This window comes from Phascolarctobacterium succinatutens (assembly GCF_958453765.1).
Lineage (GTDB): Bacteria > Bacillota > Negativicutes > Acidaminococcales > Acidaminococcaceae > Phascolarctobacterium_A > Phascolarctobacterium_A succinatutens_B.
In genome coordinates, this window is sequence record NZ_CAUDZA010000010.1 from 1 (window position 1) to 15,382 (window position 15,382).

The 15,382-nt window shown below is 45.8% G+C and carries 24 protein-coding genes and 1 pseudogene; 1 reads left to right on the forward strand and 24 read right to left on the reverse strand.

The genetic code is table 11. The annotated features are described in order from the left end of the window. The 16 genes and pseudogenes from Q7Q81_RS05505 to Q7Q81_RS05580 form a co-directional block, all read right to left on the reverse strand. Positions 1-192, reverse strand: a pseudogene (locus Q7Q81_RS05505) (hypothetical protein); the annotation flags it as partial. A 9-nt stretch (positions 193-201) separates the two neighbouring features. Then, positions 202-804, reverse strand: coding sequence for a hypothetical protein (locus Q7Q81_RS05510; protein WP_304274199.1), 603 nt, complete (start codon positions 802-804; stop codon positions 202-204). Between the two features lie 10 nt (positions 805-814). Next, entirely contained in the window at positions 815-1,702 is an 888-nt protein-coding gene (locus tag Q7Q81_RS05515) for a phage tail-collar fiber domain-containing protein (protein ID WP_304274200.1), read from the reverse strand. 15 nt (positions 1,703-1,717) lie between these two features. Next, positions 1,718-2,023: a hypothetical protein gene (locus Q7Q81_RS05520; RefSeq protein WP_304274203.1), complete on the reverse strand. Its 306-nt coding sequence runs from the start codon at positions 2,021-2,023 to the stop codon at positions 1,718-1,720. 1 nt (position 2,024) lies between these two features. Then, positions 2,025-2,366 (reverse strand): hypothetical protein, encoded by a 342-nt coding sequence (locus Q7Q81_RS05525; RefSeq protein WP_304274206.1) that lies wholly within the window; start codon positions 2,364-2,366, stop codon positions 2,025-2,027. Between the two features lie 17 nt (positions 2,367-2,383). Beyond that, positions 2,384-2,944: a phage tail protein I gene (locus Q7Q81_RS05530; protein ID WP_304274208.1), complete on the reverse strand. Its 561-nt coding sequence runs from the start codon at positions 2,942-2,944 to the stop codon at positions 2,384-2,386. Then, complete coding sequence (locus tag Q7Q81_RS05535) at positions 2,937-4,064, reverse strand: baseplate assembly protein (RefSeq protein WP_304274211.1); 1,128 nt, start codon at positions 4,062-4,064, stop codon at positions 2,937-2,939. The genes Q7Q81_RS05530 and Q7Q81_RS05535 overlap by 8 nt, the downstream gene beginning before the upstream one ends. Further along, positions 4,051-4,371, reverse strand: a complete 321-nt coding sequence (locus Q7Q81_RS05540) for a GPW/gp25 family protein (RefSeq protein ID WP_304274215.1) — start codon at positions 4,369-4,371, stop codon at positions 4,051-4,053. Before Q7Q81_RS05540 ends, Q7Q81_RS05535 begins: the two co-directional genes overlap by 14 nt. Further along, positions 4,368-4,778, reverse strand: a complete 411-nt coding sequence (locus Q7Q81_RS05545) for a phage tail protein (protein WP_304274219.1) — start codon at positions 4,776-4,778, stop codon at positions 4,368-4,370. The genes Q7Q81_RS05540 and Q7Q81_RS05545 overlap by 4 nt, the downstream gene beginning before the upstream one ends. A gap of 4 nt (positions 4,779-4,782) precedes the next feature. Beyond that, positions 4,783-5,073 carry a PAAR domain-containing protein gene (locus Q7Q81_RS05550; protein WP_304274222.1) on the reverse strand — a complete coding sequence of 97 codons (291 nt, stop codon included), beginning with the start codon at positions 5,071-5,073 and terminating at the stop codon, positions 4,783-4,785. Between the two features lie 83 nt (positions 5,074-5,156). Further along, the gene (locus tag Q7Q81_RS05555; RefSeq protein WP_304274225.1) at positions 5,157-6,224 is read right to left on the reverse strand and encodes a hypothetical protein; all 1,068 of its coding nucleotides are present in this window, start codon (positions 6,222-6,224) and stop codon (positions 5,157-5,159) included. Further along, a complete protein-coding gene (locus tag Q7Q81_RS05560; RefSeq protein ID WP_303711185.1) occupies positions 6,214-6,648 on the reverse strand; it encodes a Panacea domain-containing protein in 435 nt (144 codons plus the stop codon). Before Q7Q81_RS05560 ends, Q7Q81_RS05555 begins: the two co-directional genes overlap by 11 nt. A 211-nt stretch (positions 6,649-6,859) precedes the next feature. Beyond that, positions 6,860-7,264 carry a phage baseplate assembly protein V gene (locus tag Q7Q81_RS05565; protein ID WP_304274227.1) on the reverse strand — a complete coding sequence of 135 codons (405 nt, stop codon included), beginning with the start codon at positions 7,262-7,264 and terminating at the stop codon, positions 6,860-6,862. Further along, positions 7,254-8,309, reverse strand: coding sequence for a phage late control D family protein (locus tag Q7Q81_RS05570; RefSeq protein ID WP_304274229.1), 1,056 nt, complete (start codon positions 8,307-8,309; stop codon positions 7,254-7,256). Before Q7Q81_RS05570 ends, Q7Q81_RS05565 begins: the two co-directional genes overlap by 11 nt. Before the next feature lies 1 nt (position 8,310). Next, entirely contained in the window at positions 8,311-8,514 is a 204-nt protein-coding gene (locus tag Q7Q81_RS05575; RefSeq protein ID WP_304274232.1) for a tail protein X, read from the reverse strand. Beyond that, complete coding sequence (locus Q7Q81_RS05580) at positions 8,507-10,732, reverse strand: phage tail tape measure protein (protein ID WP_304274235.1); 2,226 nt, start codon at positions 10,730-10,732, stop codon at positions 8,507-8,509. Before Q7Q81_RS05580 ends, Q7Q81_RS05575 begins: the two co-directional genes overlap by 8 nt. 50 nt (positions 10,733-10,782) lie before the next feature. On the opposite strand from Q7Q81_RS05580, the gene Q7Q81_RS05585 reads away from it, so the two are divergent. Further along, positions 10,783-11,076 (forward strand): hypothetical protein, encoded by a 294-nt coding sequence (locus Q7Q81_RS05585; RefSeq protein ID WP_304274237.1) that lies wholly within the window; start codon positions 10,783-10,785, stop codon positions 11,074-11,076. Between the two features lie 87 nt (positions 11,077-11,163). On the opposite strand, the gene Q7Q81_RS05590 is transcribed toward Q7Q81_RS05585, so the two are convergent. The 8 genes from Q7Q81_RS05590 to Q7Q81_RS05625 form a co-directional block, all read right to left on the reverse strand. Then, entirely contained in the window at positions 11,164-11,427 is a 264-nt protein-coding gene (locus tag Q7Q81_RS05590) for a hypothetical protein (RefSeq protein WP_304274239.1), read from the reverse strand. Positions 11,428-11,488: 61 nt separating this feature from the next. Further along, positions 11,489-12,010: a phage major tail tube protein gene (locus Q7Q81_RS05595; protein ID WP_304274242.1), complete on the reverse strand. Its 522-nt coding sequence runs from the start codon at positions 12,008-12,010 to the stop codon at positions 11,489-11,491. Between the two features lie 16 nt (positions 12,011-12,026). After that, positions 12,027-13,472, reverse strand: coding sequence for a phage tail sheath family protein (locus tag Q7Q81_RS05600; protein WP_304274246.1), 1,446 nt, complete (start codon positions 13,470-13,472; stop codon positions 12,027-12,029). Positions 13,473-13,475: 3 nt separating this feature from the next. After that, a complete protein-coding gene (locus tag Q7Q81_RS05605; RefSeq protein WP_304270387.1) occupies positions 13,476-13,718 on the reverse strand; it encodes a hypothetical protein in 243 nt (80 codons plus the stop codon). After that, entirely contained in the window at positions 13,705-14,166 is a 462-nt protein-coding gene (locus tag Q7Q81_RS05610; RefSeq protein ID WP_304270389.1) for a hypothetical protein, read from the reverse strand. Before Q7Q81_RS05610 ends, Q7Q81_RS05605 begins: the two co-directional genes overlap by 14 nt. 9 nt (positions 14,167-14,175) lie before the next feature. Further along, complete coding sequence (locus tag Q7Q81_RS05615; protein WP_304270391.1) at positions 14,176-14,724, reverse strand: phage tail protein; 549 nt, start codon at positions 14,722-14,724, stop codon at positions 14,176-14,178. Further along, positions 14,721-15,062: a hypothetical protein gene (locus Q7Q81_RS05620; protein WP_304274249.1), complete on the reverse strand. Its 342-nt coding sequence runs from the start codon at positions 15,060-15,062 to the stop codon at positions 14,721-14,723. Before Q7Q81_RS05620 ends, Q7Q81_RS05615 begins: the two co-directional genes overlap by 4 nt. Next, positions 15,059-15,376 (reverse strand): hypothetical protein, encoded by a 318-nt coding sequence (locus Q7Q81_RS05625; RefSeq protein WP_304274252.1) that lies wholly within the window; start codon positions 15,374-15,376, stop codon positions 15,059-15,061. Before Q7Q81_RS05625 ends, Q7Q81_RS05620 begins: the two co-directional genes overlap by 4 nt. Between the last annotated feature and the right edge of the window lie 6 nt (positions 15,377-15,382).

Genomic DNA, 15,382 nt, shown 5'->3' on the forward strand with positions numbered 1-15,382 from the left:
TCCCCACTGCAGAATTAGCCCGTTGCTAAATTTTACATAGCCGTTCTGCGCCAGCAGGGCTGCTACGATGTATGCGCCGTCATCTTTAAGCAACGCTAAATCGTTGGATGCTATAACATCCTTAAACTGATTGTATAGTGATTCGCTAGGGAAAACGTGGATTTTTCCCAGATTAGTTGTTGATTGTGCCATTTTTACCTCCTATATAATATGGGCTGTAATCGTTGTTGTCGGGTCGCTGCTGCTGTGCTGCAAAGACGTTAAATTACTTGTGCCGCCGGAGCTGACCTTATATGTCAGCGTTGCTACGCCGCCAAACTCGCCCAAGATAAGCTCCTGTTTTTTGGCGTTCGGCAGCGGGATGCTGAACGAGCCTTCTTTGGATGCACTGTTGGTCGTGATTGTATACGTCCACGTGCCTGTTGCGCAGTCGGAAACGTCAATATACGCATAAGTATTGGCAGGAGTAACCTCAGCCGAGAAGCTCCGACGTTTTGTGCTTGACGTAAAGGTGACATTATACGTCCCACCGTCAAAAGTTACCGGGACATTATTGGTAACACCGTTATACGTCACCGACAGCACCTTGCTCGCACCTGCCTCGCCGCGTATAGCTACAGTAACGCCATATGTGACGGTATATACGGTGCCGTCAACGGTGATTCGCTCCCCTGTTGCCATCAGATTGTTATCGTAGTAGACGGCAAGGAACGCATATCCCGATTTAGAGACATCCGGCAAATAGCTGCCGTTGGCGTATCGCGCTTTATACGCAGTGCCATTGACCATTATCTTATATCTCATATCAGTCACCTCAGGAATACTTGACAAGCTTGGTCTTGGCGCTGTCAAGATCTACTTCTTTCCAGCCTCCGTCGGCACACAGATAGCGGATGCTGCTTCCGGCAACCGGAGCAGGCACAAGGCCTGCAGCACCGTTGACTGTAGCCGTCGCACCGGACATGGCGGTGATAGATGCCCACGTGCCATCACTGCGCAAATAACGCGTGTTGTTGCCAGCAGCCGGAGCCGGGACGAGGCCGCCTGCACCTGCAGCGTATGTAGTCGCGCCGGTCAGGTCGGGTACAACGGCCCATGTGCCATCCGCCTGCAAAAAGCGGTTTTTTGTCACCCCTGCTGCCGGAGCAGGAACTAAACCGTGTACGCCGGGCCTTGCCGCGGTCGCGCCAGTCATATCCTTAAGGTCCGCCACAGCAGATGTTACATAATTGTTGACATAAGTTACGGTAGCGATAGCCGATGTGTTAACCTGCGTGGTAACGTTAGCCGCGTTGGAAAACGATAACGCTACGCCGATTTCCTGGCTGACAACAGCAGATGTACCGTTTGGCGGGATATAATCAGGGTTGGCATCCTGCGCTACAGCATATAAAATCTCGCCATCATTCGGATCGCGCGCAAAAATACCAAATTCCCTCAGATAATAGCCGGTGCTGACGTTGCTGTTGTCTGTTACGGCCGTAATCACGCACGCGCCGTTGTTTTCTGAGTAGCTTATACTCGCGATGGGCACTGACTGCACCGGAGCAATCAGCCCAGTGAGATTCTCCAGACTCTGCCCGCTGCTGAGCATACCGCTGCCCAGCATACATTTTGTAAGCTGCATTCTACTTCCGGCATCGACCTTGGCCTGCAGCTTCAGCCCCTGCTTTGTCAATACCGACTTGCCCCAATTTGACATTAGTTGTACCTCCGTTTACTCAATCTCGACGTCACTGCCGATATACACGGTGACTCCGTCGGACGGATTGCTCGCCTCATAATAGGGTATCTCTTTGACCCGTATGTTTTTCCTGAGCATTTTATTTTTTGTTTCAAGGTAGCTCTCACAAAAGGCCTTGGATACAGTCTCGTATTCGCCCTGATATTCATCTTCAGGCGCATACTCAGTAACTGTTTTTATCCCGCAGCCGATAACGCCGCGCAGCTCCTTGGTGCTCTCCAGCCGTCCGAAAAGGCCAGCTTTACGGACAACAAGTCCTTTTAACTCACCGCAGCGCATATCAGGTCACCCCTTTGGCCAGGATAAACTCAGAGGGCGGGATTACCGTATAGACGTTTTCGCCCGACAATGTAACCTGTACATCATAACAATATTTGCCGCAGGGCAGCCCTGCCGTGTCAGCCGGCGTAAAATCAAACTGCTGGCCCTCAACGATAACCATCTGCAGCACAGCAGCCTCGCTGTCTATGTCCTGCTTTATGGTCAGCACAGCCCTGTCAGCCTCAGACAACGGGACAACCTTGTTCTGCGCATCATACAGTTTGAGCTTAAGCGTAGCACTGTCGCCTTTTGTCAGGGTTATCCTGTTTTTGTGCGGGCCGTCATACTCAATGCATAGCATATCCGCTCACCTCCCTCTCATATTCGGAAAAATAATTTTTTGTGCTGGCAGAGCACGCTTGCAGCATATACTGTACCTTTCGGGCGGTATAAAAACGTCAGGCTGTCCAGCCAGCTTCGGGTGTTCTTGGCGCTGTTTATCGCCTTGACCATCTCCGCCATTGCTGCCTCGTCCGGGATGGCCTCCTGCACCATACGGACACGGAAATGATATGGCTTGCCGCCGTACTCGTACCACTCAACCACCTCGGCCGTATCAAAGGCAGCTGAACAGACTTCTTCGACCGCTGCGGGCGTGCCCTTATAGCGGTGACGTGCAATGGCCTTGCGTACAAGCTCCCGCTTCTTCGTGATGTCGGCCGAAACGTCATAAAAATCCACGTGATATTGCCACGCCAGCTCGTCGACGATTTCTTCCGGCAGCTTGTTGAGACGCGGCAGGATTAAGACAAGCTCAGCCTGCTCCCCCAGCTGCGCCAGCCTGCCGGAGATGGCCTGCACGATGTCCTTTACTGTTGCATCGCCGCTGATGGAGCTTGGCAGGATGCGTTGCAGGGCATTGTCCTTAAGCTCAAGCATCCTCTATCCCTCCCAGCGTCACAGTCTTTGTGCCGCAGACAGCCACCTGCGTATCAGTTGTCACCGTAAACACCGGAGCAGTCACGGCCACGCGTTTTGCGCCTGCAGCCATCACCCTCACAATAAGCTCGGACGGATTGATGTCGCGCCCCAGCTTTGATTTCTGCCACAGGACGTAATCGTCAACAGCCGCATTAACGGCATTTTGGATTGCTGTAGCCTGCGTCTTGTTGTCACTGGCAATGTAATAGGTCAGGTTAATTGAGTAGTTGACTTTTTCCGGGGCCAGTACGCTGATATTATCGGTCAGCGGTCGCACAGTCTTATCATTAAGTGTAGCCTTAACCTGCTGCAGCATCTCTTCTCCCGGCAGTTTGCCGCCTGCTAGCAGCGGCCTTACCTCTACCTTGCCCGCTTCCGGGGACCATACAGTGACGTCAGCAATCTTTGTCGATGCCCTTTTGGCATGGTAGATATAAGCGCCCTCAGGGCCGGCCGTGCTAAAGTTTTCCGGTGCAAGACGGATATCCTCGCGGTAGCTGTCGTCAGCCTGTACCTCAGCACCGCCCTCGGAGGTAGTGATGTTGGCCACGCTATCTACATAGGGCATCGGGTCGACCAGCGTCTTGAGCTGGCCAGCTACATAGCCGTTGCCAAGCTCGCCTTTTGTCAGGCAGGTTGCGCTGCCGTCAGCACTGGTTGTACCTGCATCAATAACCAGCGGGGCATCTAATGCAAAAAACACATTATCGCCTGCCGTAAAACGTGTACCGGCAGGGATGATGGTTGCCGTCTGCAGCTTAGCAGACAGCCTGATGCGCATGGTAGTCACGGCAGCCTTTGCCGGGATACGCTCAACACCTACAAGCGCGCCCAGATGGTCCAGATTGTCACCGGTAGCATATCTAAGCAGGTTCTGCTTGCCTGTCTCATTGATTTTATTGAGCAGCAGCACGATGAGCGCTGCAATCGTCAGCAAAAACAGCCTTACCGGATCGCCTTTGGCCAACGTCCTGCCGGTAATAGCCTCGTATCTGCCAATCACATAGCTTTCAACCTCATCGGCATCTGCATCAACAAACACGATATCAGCCAGGTTATCTAATTTACTCGTTGTCATCTTTTATTCTCACCTGCACTTTCGGTATCAGCACGCCGTCTTCCGTGCCGGTAAAACTGATTGATGTTATCTCCACACGTGGCTCATATTTTTTTATAGCTGTAATCATCTCTGACTGCAGCCTTGCTTGCGCCACATTAATGGGCGCGTCCAGCATCTCAGTATTGATGCCAAAATCACGGTCCAACGGTACGCTGTATTTAGTCGTTGTTATTATCGTGCGGATGTTCTGCAGGATTTCAGCCGCCTCGGTTGCTGGTGCAAAATCAATACCTTGCATTGGCTGAGCTAAAACATCATAAATCATAATACTTTCAGCCCTCCTGCATATTCTTTCAGCGTTACGCTTACTTTAGCACTCATAATGCTGCCAAACTTGCCCCAGAAGGAAACGTTTTCATCCAGGCTTTCGATAACCCACATGTTATCCGTAATCAACTTACCACCGATAACCAAGGGAAAATATTGGCCTGTATCACGAAGCTTTCGCAGTTTTTCAAGCTCCTTAGACGGGTTTATGCCCTGATCAGCACGCAGCTGCATAGAAAAGCTAATCTTCTCTACATCCGGACCGATAAACTCAAACACCGGCTTATCGCCGATAATATCATGCTGAGCCCAGCGCCCTGCACTGCCACGACCATAATCATCGAATGTACGGATAAAGCGGCTGGATACTATAAATGGAATGTCAGCCATGAAACCTACAAGCATAATATCAACCTCCAATCATTACATTACTGCTCCCCGCCGCCACACTCCCACCACAGCTTACGCTGTCCCCTATTCTGCCAGCAGCCTTGCCATTGATATAAACACTGGCACTTCCGCTGGCAATTACACCGCTATGCGTCGGATGCGCTACGCAGCCATGAGGCGCGTAGTTGTCGCCCACACGGCCAGCGCCTTTGCCGTTGATGATAACATCAGCGCTTGCGCTCACCAGCGCTGTCGGAGCGCAGGCATCATGGCCGGTATCGTTATCGCCTAATCTTGTTGCTTTTGGCATGGTAATCACCTCCTTTCACCTGTTTTTGGGTATAGAAAAAGCCGCCTACTCATGTAAGCGGCTTGAGATAGCCAATGATAGTATTAACTTCTTTCAATAATATTTTTTAGTCCAAATGCAATAGCATTTCCTACAATTATAAAAGCTAAGAAAATTATTATCCAATCTGCAGCCGAATACTTTAAGACCAAGTATTCAGTAGCCAAACTGCAAACAATAACCGCAATATCAATAACATTAAACCAATATATATAAGGTAAACGTTTTCGTATTCTTGAAATAGGATTGCATACCTTATCACATGAACCATTTACACAATCTCCATCATGCGAATCCGTACAAGCGGTATAAATATTTCTACCAATAAGTCTTGTGATCATATATATTAAAGCAGTTACAACATTAAAAAGGATTAGTCCAATAAAAGCAGTACAAGCAAAAAACTTATACAGAGAAATGCTGTTTATATTAGATAAGGCTCCACCCAAAGCAGCAAAGCTACCTAATCCAGCCAACATAATAGCTGCAAAAATGCCTAATATAGTTATGTACTCTGATTTTGATGATGACAATTCTTGCTTTAATTCCGACATACTTTTATCAATATCTTCACGTTTTTTATTAAGTTGCTCATAATCATCCTTAATTTTGCTAAACTCGTCTTTGGCAGCTTCACTCCTCCAATAAACAGTCTCAAAATAAGCAAATCTACTAAGTTCCAAATTGCAATGATCTATAAATTTAAAAAGTTTTCTTCTTATTGCAGAATACTTTTCTTCGATAATTATTTCATCTTTTAATATCCTCAAATTTTCGTTTATGGGTTTCTTTTCTTGTAACTCTTCTCCTTTAATTTTGGGTCTATGAGCTTGAAGATATGCAGAAATATTAAAATAAGAATGTCTAAATTCATCATTTTCATATAAACATTTTATATGAAAATCTAGATATTCTTGTATTTCTTCTTTTGTTTTATATTTCTCATTAAGAAACTCTAAAAAAGCAGTTATTTTATCTTGAGCATCATCTAGATTTGGCATCTCAGCCTCAGTATTTTCTTTTATTCCATCCCCTACTTTAGGATTAGCAAATATATCTCGCATATTAGGAGTATTGGTTTTATATTTTTCACTAGATTCATCAATTGACATTTTGGAGCTCCATGAAATATTTTCTTATTTCTTCTTTCTTTATGATAGATCTATCAAGCCTATGTCCATACCAAGGCCCGTCTTTTTCATGAGATAAAGTAACTAAGACACTATCCTTGTATTGCTTTAACTGATTAATGACATAGTCAATGATTTCAACATCTTCATTTTCTATATTATTAATAGTATACGTTATTCGTATTGGATTGCCAATATATCCATTATATTCAAAGTAAATCTTAGGTACAACAGGCCCATATTGCCAAGCATAAAATTCATCTTTAATCATTGCTCTATTTTTAATCACATAAGACATCCCCTGAATAAAGTATAACAGCTTTTGTAAGCGCAAATTAGTAACTGGTGCACCTTCTTCAAAGCACTTATTAATTATGTACATTGCAATAGTTAAAGCATCATACATCGCGCTCACTCCTTCCATTCTTTATTCTTACTTACGTTATTTGAGCTACGAAAAGTTATCTACACATTTGTTTGCTACTTTTTTGTTTATGTGTAGTAAGATTATATCATTTTATTCGACGTTTGTATAGTTTTCTCCTCTATTTTTCCAAAAAAACACTTCAAAATTCACAAGCGTACTATTTGCGCAAACTTATTTTTGCACCATTCTCTTAATTTATCTCCACCGTCGCCCCCTTAAGCACTAATTTTCCCTTCGCATTTATCTCAATGTTTCCGCTTTCGTACCTGATAAAGCTGCCATCGGCAAATGTAATGCTGCGCGCGTTCGCATCCCTCTCCACCGGCGCATCCTGCGTACTGTAAAAAGCACCTATAATAAAGCCTTTGCTGATGCCACTACCACTTGCATTCGGTTGGAAGATACACAGCACCTGGGTACCAACCTCAGGCAGCCAATAGGCTTTCGTCTGCTTGCTGCCTATAGTTATAATTGGTAGTTCAGCACTCACCATATTGTCCTTATCCTCAAACGCCACGCGAGCGCTGCACGATTCGCCATTGACCGCCGATACTGTACCAATTCGAATCAAGTTTTTTATTTGGTTAATATCCATCCAAACATCTCCTCACATCAATACTTGTTGTGTAGCCACTGCTAATATCATGCTGTGCCTTAGTAATAATATACTTGCCATCGAAAGCACCAAAACCGCTAAGCTGGATATTCACAGCAGCCGCCAGCTCCGGATTACCTAAAAAGCTGAAGCTTCCGGTAACCTCATCGCTGTTCTTTTCCCGCAGCTTCTTCTTTGCGAGACGCTCTGCATCCGCAATACTGGCGACCTGCTCATTGACTTCCAGTGTTTTGCCTATCTTTTTATCAGGAGCAGTAAATGTCGCCTCAATTTTTTGTTTAGTGCTGCTGTCCTGGTACTTAACGTGGCAGGACTTATAAACATCGCGCACCTTGCTGCGCAGGCTGTAGCTTTTCAGCATATCCAGCACCTTGATGCTGCCGGCAGAGTAACTGCCTTTTGGCTTAGGCATCAGCGCCACAGCCTCAGCTGCTTCATAATCTGCTTCGTCAAAAATTACCACTTGCTTATCGCAGATTTTGAGCGCTAGGCCATTGTCAGCACACAGCTTATATAAAAAGGACAGGTCAGACTGTTCCGTCTGCTCTGCCCTATCTATAACAGGATTATACTCTTTAACATCGTAATACAGCGTCAAGCCCGCCTCCGTCGCAATATCATTAGCAATACGCTTCAGCTCGGCCTTCTCCCAGCTGCGTGTACGCTCGGCGCCGCGCAGATTGTTGTTATCCGGCACGCTCACCGCCTTGATTTGCACCTCACTAGGCATTCCGCTACTGGTGATTTCATCAATCTCAAACAAGCCAAACCGCACAACCTGCTCACCGATGCGCTGCCAGTTAATCAGCTTTACGCTAACGTCCAGTGTCGCACCCTTTTCCGGCATCCAGGACGATTGCCACAGGCCAGCTTTATCCTCCAGTGTAAGCTGCAGGTCATCTGCTTCACCAGACATGTTATCAGTGTAGCTTACATTCTTTAGATATTGCTGCAGGTCTGCGCTTATATCTTTGTCATTGTATTTAATGATTACCAGGCATCGCCTTGCATTCATCTTAAACATTTTAACGCCTCCACGGTGGCAGCGTTGACGTTACCGGAGCAGTATACTCTGGCACCTCCAACACAATGCCTGCGGGGAAAACAACTATGTCAGCGTATTGCTGATTTGCTTCCAGCAGGACGTTTAGTGATACTTCGGCGCCATACAAGCGCTTGGCAATCAAGTCCCACATGTCGCCCTGGGTGGTTGTGTACGTCTTACGCATAGCTTACCCTCCTCTGCTGATTCTGCAAATCCTGCAGCATCTTCTTAAACTTTGCCATCTCCAGCTCTAGTACCTCGCGGATTTTACCTTCATCTCCTCCGCCCTGAATTGTAATGTTTGGTGCGAAGGTAGCCGTAACACTGCCACCGCCGCCCAACGGATTGCCCATAATGCGGTTTGTTTCTGCCAGCAGTCCGATATTACGCGCATTTGGAGTATGCGGAATAGCGGACTCGCCGCTGTCCTCAGCAAAGGTTGTCAGGAACGCGCCCTTGCCGTAGATACCTCCAGAAGCGTTGTGTGCAACGTCACTACCACTGCTTCCTTGAGCAGTTATATTGACCTTGCCGAAGATTGGCTTAGAGATAAAATCGCTGATGGCCTGCCATTTTTCCTGTACCCAAGAGAATGTATCAGAAAACTTGTCTTTTATACCATTAACAAACTGCTGTATTGCTAAAGAAGGATTGTCCCACAATGTTATAAACCACTGCTTGACGATGTCCCAGTTGGCAATAAGCGCAGTTCCAGCAGCAATCGCCCAGCCGATTGGACCTGTAATAAACATAATCGTTCTAGCTGTCGGACTGTCCCAAAGGTTGACAAAAAACTGTTTGATTGCATCCCAATGAGTGTAAAGCGCATAACCGACAGCTATAATGGCAGTAACACCAGCTATAAACAAACCTATTGGGCAAGCATACATTGCAGCATTCATTGCCCATTGTGCGGCAGTCGACAATATTGTGCAAGCTTTAAAGGCTTTCGATACAGCATTGCAGGCAATAGAGGCAGTTTTATAAGCATTAACCACAGCAGCACCCGCACTTACAGCAGCCACAAATCCAGTCAATGCCACGCCAACCACTCCCATGCCTATAGCAACGTTTGTCAACGTTTCGCTTCCAGCAAGCCACCCGAAGAACTTAGCCCCAGCTTCAGCTGCTGTTGCCATTGCAGGCAAAAAAGCTGTTCCGATAGAAATTTGCGTAGACTCTAAGGCAGAATTAAATCTTGTCATAGCGCCTTGTGCATTATCTTGCATCTTTTTTGCTAAGCTATCGGCTGCGCCAGTAGAATTTTCGAGTTCAGTTACCAGTTTTTCAAAAGTTCCATCGCCGCTATTAAGCACGGCAAGCCATCCTGTTGCCGCTTCCTGGCCAAATATAGCTTTCATAGCTGCCAGCTTTTCTTCCCTACCTAAATCTTTAGTTTTGTTTCTTAACTCAACAAGAATAGTTGACATTTTCTTCGGCCCACTAGTATCGCTCATGTTTATGCCAAGGCTCGCCATTGCTAGAGCTGCCTCTTTTTGTTCAGCTGTAATATCATTCATAGACATTCCAAGCTGTTCCATTGCCTTTTGCGCCATCTTTGGGGGTCCTGCCAAGCGTAAAAAGCCTGCACGCAACGATGTACCGGCTTGACTTGCCTTAATACCGCTATTAGCCATCAAACCAGCTAAAGCAGCAGTCTCTTCCATGGATGCTCCAAAAGCTTCAGCTACCGGAGCAGCATATTTCATAGTGTCGCCAAGCATCTCTACATTTGTGTTTGTCCTAGTAATTACCGTCGCATAAACATCTGCCATGTGTCCAGCTTTTTCAGCAGATAAGCCGAATGCAGTAAGATTGTCCGAAACTATATCGGCGGTGCGTGCCAAATCTGTTCCACCAGCCGCCGCTAAACTCAACAAACCAGGCATACCAGCCATAATCTGCTTCGCATCCCATCCAGCCATACCCAAATAGCTCATTGCTTCAGCTGACTGGGTAGCGGTAAATTGCGTTGTCTCGCCTAGCTCTCTAGCTTTTTTTGTTAGCAGTTCAAATTCGGTACCATTAGCGCGTGAAATAGCACCCACCTTCGCCATTGCCGCTTCAAAGACTGCTGCTGTTTTTGTTGCCGACACAAAAGGAGAAGCAATACTGGTCATAGCCCCAAAACTACTGTTAAAAACCTCAAGACTTCCTTTTGTTTTTGCTAGCCTAGCACTAAAAACTCCCAGTGATTGCAAAGCCAGATTGCGTTTAAATGTTTGTGCTGCTATAGTGCCATCTTTATAGGCATCAGTAAGACTATTCAAGACTTTTTTGTTTTTTTCAGTTGCAGCATTTGTCTCGGAAAAGGTTTTAAGGACATTAGAAAAAGTATTGCCAAAGCTCCCTTTGAGTTGAGCTCCAATAAGAAATGCCATGCTAAACTCTTTTTTTGCCATCTTGTCCCTCCTCCCCTTTGATGATATAATTTACATAGAAGGTGATTGTTATGAAATTTGATATTCTAGTAATTTTATTTTATATATTCTTTTGTGGCATGGGTGCCTGGATTGGTGCAGCTGTTGGGTTAAGCTCAGCCGCTATAGTATGTTATGCTTTAGGCATAGCTGAAGCAAACATTGCTTTTATTGTTTGGCCATGCGTATTGTTTTTTGGTCTACTAGGCTTATTTATAGGCTTAGGACCAGCCTACGCAGTCCACCTTATCTATCAATTTATATTCGACCATTTGTTGCCAACGCTTTTTTCCGTTGACTTTCACAAAGAGCAGAAACAAGATTAAGCCATTCGAGAAACTCAATCAATGGTTCATTAATAAAAAACTCAATATCTGTATTGGTATTTATAGAGCAGCCTATGGCTGCTCTTCTTATTTGCTGTCCTTCACTGAATCCTGTGCGAATAAAAAAGTGTTCACCTTGCTCAGAGCCTGAACAAATTCCGCCACAGGTAATTCTTCAATATCCTCAACTGGAACCTTTAACGCATTCGCTAACAAAATAGTTTGAAACTGGCCAGATAGAACAATGGAAGCTGTTTGATCTCCCATCTGACGCGCTTGTCGTTCAGCATTCAGAAAATCTTTGCCAGTAACATTTTGCAACACATTGTCTACATTTTTTAAGTCAATCATCTTTCATTCCTCCAAACTTTTATAATTTAGCCCCCAGCGTGCAGCTGGAGGCTTTTTTATTTTATGCCATGCCTAAGGCTTCGCGAACGTCAGCCATATAATCAACGCCACCAATGTTGCAGATGTAGTTGAACTTATCCAGCTCCAGAACAGTTTCACCATCAATGGTAACTTTCAGGTAAGCTGTTTCAATGGTATTCGCAGTGCCTGTAGTCGCGCCAACATCCAACTTGCCCAACTCCGTTTTCTTCGGTACACCGCGCACAACGCATTTTACGTTACCAACCTTGTATTTACCGCTGGCACTGTCATAAATCTGCTGTGCGCCGCGCAGGTCGAGATTTACGCCGGTCTGCATTGCCAGCATAATGTTACGCTTCTCCAGCGTGCGCCAGTTCAGCACTGTTTCCATGCTGCCGAAGTGCCCCAGCACCGGGCTGTCAAACTCGCCTGCAATACCTGCACCTTTAACGGTTTCGGTCATAGCATCTAAAGATGGAAGTTGCACATCAGCAATACCCACCAAATCGTTACCATCTTGGTAAACTTTAAAGTTAATCAGTTTCTCAGGTACATTTGCCATCTATCTCACCTCCCAATTAACTGAACAGCGTTTCAAAATACGCAGGATCATATTCGAGCACGTTTTCAATTTCACGCGCCGGGGCAGGCGGTGTAAGATAGGTGTGGAATTTAATGATGCCGTCCATAAGATTAGTAACGGGATTTTCATCATCACGAAATTCAACACGGCCGCCCAAAATGACACCTTGTCCGGTAAGGCCGTTTAAACGCATATTTTCACTATCCAGAACTGTTTGAATCAGGCGTTTGTTAATCGGCTTATCTACCTTCGCCCAATAAGTTTGAATGAAAGTCTGCGCATGCCAGTTAAACATTCTGCGAATACAGATAAAGGCATCTTTAGGGTCGGTGTTAGACGGATAGCAGGCGGTGCGATTGCCCCAACATTTCCAGCCTCCGATAAAGTTAAGCGCGGTAACAACGCCCTGGCCGTTGAGGTAACCAGCTTCATCAGGTCCTAATACTACCTCAGTACCATCTTTTAAGCAGCAACCGTTAATCTGCATGCTTTTATTAGACGGGCTTTCGTAAGGAATATCATCGTTATTACTGTCAACAGTTGAGATAACGCCAAGAACATGGGTAGACATGTGATAAACATCATCGCCCATCTTAACCATAGGCCAGCATACCACTTGAGAAGTATCGTTATAGCTGTTCTGGTTCATCCACGCCTTGACATCAGTATATTTTTTTACTGCGTCGGTCGGTACGTCATTAAGCGTAATCGCCTTGAAATGGCTGTTGATATTGCCAGCTTTGGCTTTCATCACGGCAGCTACTGTCGGAGTTTCACTCCAGCCGGGAGCCAATACAATGCCAGGCACAAGGCCGGTAATCGGGAATACTTTGTTAAGACATTCCAAACCTTTGACAGAACCATCGCTCACATTGATGCCGCCAATGATATCATCTGCATCTACTGCTGCAGCATCAATCTCATCATAAGTAAGTGTTAAATTACTTGCAGCAGTTGCAGTGCCATCATCAAGCAACGTAATAACCAATACGCCATCGTCGTCATAAGCAGCTTCATAGTCGCTGCCGGCAATCAATGCAGAACCGGCCGTAGATGCTTTAATCTGCAAAGTGTCAAGCAGAACCGGAGCATCTACTTTTGCAACTTTGTTTGTCACTGTAACATTTTTAGAGCTAGTACTCTTCTTATGGGTTTTGGGATCCAATACGTTTACAAAAACCACCGGGCCGCGATTATATAATGCGAATTGGCTATACATTACCTCGCAGAGAGTGTATTTAGCCCAATCTTTACTGTAGCCCAACTGTTGTACTGCCTCAGCGTAACTGTAGCACAAAATGGGTTTGTTGCTCTGAGCGCGCTCACTCGCCAAATGTACCGGAGCGGTACCGAATACAACTGGCAGACCGGCAGCAGTGTTTACAGCAGGCACAACGCTAGTCGGAACCTCACTGGTATACACACCATGTTTATATGCCATGTTTTACACCTCCATAGCTTGTTTGTAATACTTATTCAGCGGAGTACCTGTTTGTTGAACTTCCTCAAGCGCTCTGTTAAGCTGTTCTACTGAAACAAACAGCTTCTCCAATTGAGGGAATTCATCGAATTCTGCATCTAAATGCTCAGGCAGACCGCCAATGAATACCTGATACTGCAGTAATCTTCCGCGGCTCAGGTTAGGGCCGATATAAATCAGCTTATCTGTTTTCTTATTCTTCGCCATAATATATGTCCTCCTCATAAGGTTGACCAATAGTATAAATTGCAGTAATTTTACCCTGCCACTGCGGAGCAGGCTGTGCTTCCGGCACTTCAATTTTCACAGGAAACAGCAGACGATGTCTGTCAGCTATAAAACGATGTTTTAAAAGATGCTGGCGCACATGCTCCATAATGTTATAGAGGCTGCGCCAATCATCATATTCACTGTCATCGTAAATACTAAAGCCAATTTCTACCGTTGCTGTACTCATATCGCCATCCGCAGTATCCTGCGCAGCGGTAACAAGAGCATAGATAAACGACGCCTGTTCATCAGCATTCATGCGTGCCGGAGGATAGCCGGCATATACCTTAATACTGCGCTTGCCGGATGGCTGCTGTGTACTGTAATCAACGATAACAGACCGTAAATAATCAGCCAGATTATCCATCAATTCAACTGTAGTCATAAAAGCTCCTTACTTCATTTTTTGGAAACGATATTCTACCTCATGCAGAAAACGTTCATTCAGCGTAGCTTCTGCCAATGGAGTAAGCTCGCCAATAACATTTTCAGCGCCAAACATCTGCGGTACGCTAGGACCATAAGGAATGCGCAAAGGATAGCGTGCTTTGCGTTTTTTACGCTGCATTGCACCTTTATAACCATTACGAGATACTCCAAGGAATAATCCTGGTACTGACTTAGCCCCACCTTGCTTTCGTATTTGCACTTTAACCGGACCACGTTTATGGTTACGTACCCGGAACGCTGTCAAAAGCAAGGGACTGCCTTGTGAAGCAAGAACGCCACACAATTTAGAGCGTGATGCACGCTTAATGTTCAGCGTCCCTTTAACATTCTTAGCACTCACCAGATAGTTTTTACGGATGGATTTAGAAGTTTGCGTTTTTATCTTTGTAATTGTACGATTGATAGCGTTTACGGCTGCAAGGTTAATTTCTTTAGGTGCTTTGCCCAACATCTGCTGTGCATACTCAATATTTTTAGCATCAATGCTAATCATCGGTCATTCGCCACCAGTTGGATTGTCAATATACCCATATCATCGCCCACGCTTTCAACCTCATACATTTTATCGTCAAGATAAAACCGCATGCCATACACCGGCACCTCCGGCAAATCAGCCTTCAGGCAATTAACCTGCAGCTGACTGCCATAAAGACCGGGATAATAAGCATCCTTGCCGGTCTGGACAGAAAGCGACTGCGCCACGGAGATATCCTGCACAATCGCCATGCACTCCGTACCGTTCAGATCATGCAGCTCCGCAAACTCCATCTCATTGAGAAAGACAGCCGCATTATCTGCGGCTATCTGCTCTTTAAAGCTCAGCGCTTTCATTGTACAGTTGCGGCTTCATCTACCGCCGGCAGCACGTCTTCATCATCACACGCAGCCTCTTTAGAGATAGATTTGGAAGCAGGCTGCTTTTTACTCTTTTTGCCAGAAGCAGGCTTTTCGGCCTCAGTTTTGCTAATAATTTCAACATCTTCCGGAGCAGTGGTTTCCGCCTCCGGCTCGCCAATGATTTCAAACTCTTCCGGAGCATCATCATACAGCTTTTGAGCAACGTCGTCAGGCAGCTCAACAACACTGCCCGCTGCATAAACTACGTTATTATGACGCAGAGAGAATTTCTTAACGAGGATATACATAAGCTG

What these genes read in the sequence shown, in the direction of transcription:
- Q7Q81_RS05510 (WP_304274199.1), bottom strand. Translation starts at nt 804, where the DNA reads ATGAGATATAAGATAATGGTCAATGGCACTGCGTATAAAGCGCGATAC.
- Q7Q81_RS05515 (WP_304274200.1), bottom strand. Translation starts at nt 1,702, where the DNA reads ATGTCAAATTGGGGCAAGTCGGTATTGACAAAGCAGGGGCTGAAGCTG.
- Q7Q81_RS05520 (WP_304274203.1), bottom strand. Translation starts at nt 2,023, where the DNA reads ATGCGCTGCGGTGAGTTAAAAGGACTTGTTGTCCGTAAAGCTGGCCTT.
- Q7Q81_RS05525 (WP_304274206.1), bottom strand. Translation starts at nt 2,366, where the DNA reads ATGCTATGCATTGAGTATGACGGCCCGCACAAAAACAGGATAACCCTG.
- Q7Q81_RS05530 (WP_304274208.1), bottom strand. Translation starts at nt 2,944, where the DNA reads ATGCTTGAGCTTAAGGACAATGCCCTGCAACGCATCCTGCCAAGCTCC.
- Q7Q81_RS05535 (WP_304274211.1), bottom strand. Translation starts at nt 4,064, where the DNA reads ATGACAACGAGTAAATTAGATAACCTGGCTGATATCGTGTTTGTTGAT.
- Q7Q81_RS05540 (WP_304274215.1), bottom strand. Translation starts at nt 4,371, where the DNA reads ATGATTTATGATGTTTTAGCTCAGCCAATGCAAGGTATTGATTTTGCA.
- Q7Q81_RS05545 (WP_304274219.1), bottom strand. Translation starts at nt 4,778, where the DNA reads ATGCTTGTAGGTTTCATGGCTGACATTCCATTTATAGTATCCAGCCGC.
- Q7Q81_RS05550 (WP_304274222.1), bottom strand. Translation starts at nt 5,073, where the DNA reads ATGCCAAAAGCAACAAGATTAGGCGATAACGATACCGGCCATGATGCC.
- Q7Q81_RS05555 (WP_304274225.1), bottom strand. Translation starts at nt 6,224, where the DNA reads ATGTCAATTGATGAATCTAGTGAAAAATATAAAACCAATACTCCTAAT.
- Q7Q81_RS05560 (WP_303711185.1), bottom strand. Translation starts at nt 6,648, where the DNA reads ATGTATGATGCTTTAACTATTGCAATGTACATAATTAATAAGTGCTTT.
- Q7Q81_RS05565 (WP_304274227.1), bottom strand. Translation starts at nt 7,264, where the DNA reads ATGGATATTAACCAAATAAAAAACTTGATTCGAATTGGTACAGTATCG.
- Q7Q81_RS05570 (WP_304274229.1), bottom strand. Translation starts at nt 8,309, where the DNA reads ATGTTTAAGATGAATGCAAGGCGATGCCTGGTAATCATTAAATACAAT.
- Q7Q81_RS05575 (WP_304274232.1), bottom strand. Translation starts at nt 8,514, where the DNA reads ATGCGTAAGACGTACACAACCACCCAGGGCGACATGTGGGACTTGATT.
- Q7Q81_RS05580 (WP_304274235.1), bottom strand. Translation starts at nt 10,732, where the DNA reads ATGGCAAAAAAAGAGTTTAGCATGGCATTTCTTATTGGAGCTCAACTC.
- Q7Q81_RS05585 (WP_304274237.1), top strand. Translation starts at nt 10,783, where the DNA reads ATGAAATTTGATATTCTAGTAATTTTATTTTATATATTCTTTTGTGGC.
- Q7Q81_RS05590 (WP_304274239.1), bottom strand. Translation starts at nt 11,427, where the DNA reads ATGATTGACTTAAAAAATGTAGACAATGTGTTGCAAAATGTTACTGGC.
- Q7Q81_RS05595 (WP_304274242.1), bottom strand. Translation starts at nt 12,010, where the DNA reads ATGGCAAATGTACCTGAGAAACTGATTAACTTTAAAGTTTACCAAGAT.
- Q7Q81_RS05600 (WP_304274246.1), bottom strand. Translation starts at nt 13,472, where the DNA reads ATGGCATATAAACATGGTGTGTATACCAGTGAGGTTCCGACTAGCGTT.
- Q7Q81_RS05605 (WP_304270387.1), bottom strand. Translation starts at nt 13,718, where the DNA reads ATGGCGAAGAATAAGAAAACAGATAAGCTGATTTATATCGGCCCTAAC.
- Q7Q81_RS05610 (WP_304270389.1), bottom strand. Translation starts at nt 14,166, where the DNA reads ATGACTACAGTTGAATTGATGGATAATCTGGCTGATTATTTACGGTCT.
- Q7Q81_RS05615 (WP_304270391.1), bottom strand. Translation starts at nt 14,724, where the DNA reads ATGATTAGCATTGATGCTAAAAATATTGAGTATGCACAGCAGATGTTG.
- Q7Q81_RS05620 (WP_304274249.1), bottom strand. Translation starts at nt 15,062, where the DNA reads ATGAAAGCGCTGAGCTTTAAAGAGCAGATAGCCGCAGATAATGCGGCT.
- Q7Q81_RS05625 (WP_304274252.1), bottom strand. Translation starts at nt 15,376, where the DNA reads ATGTATATCCTCGTTAAGAAATTCTCTCTGCGTCATAATAACGTAGTT.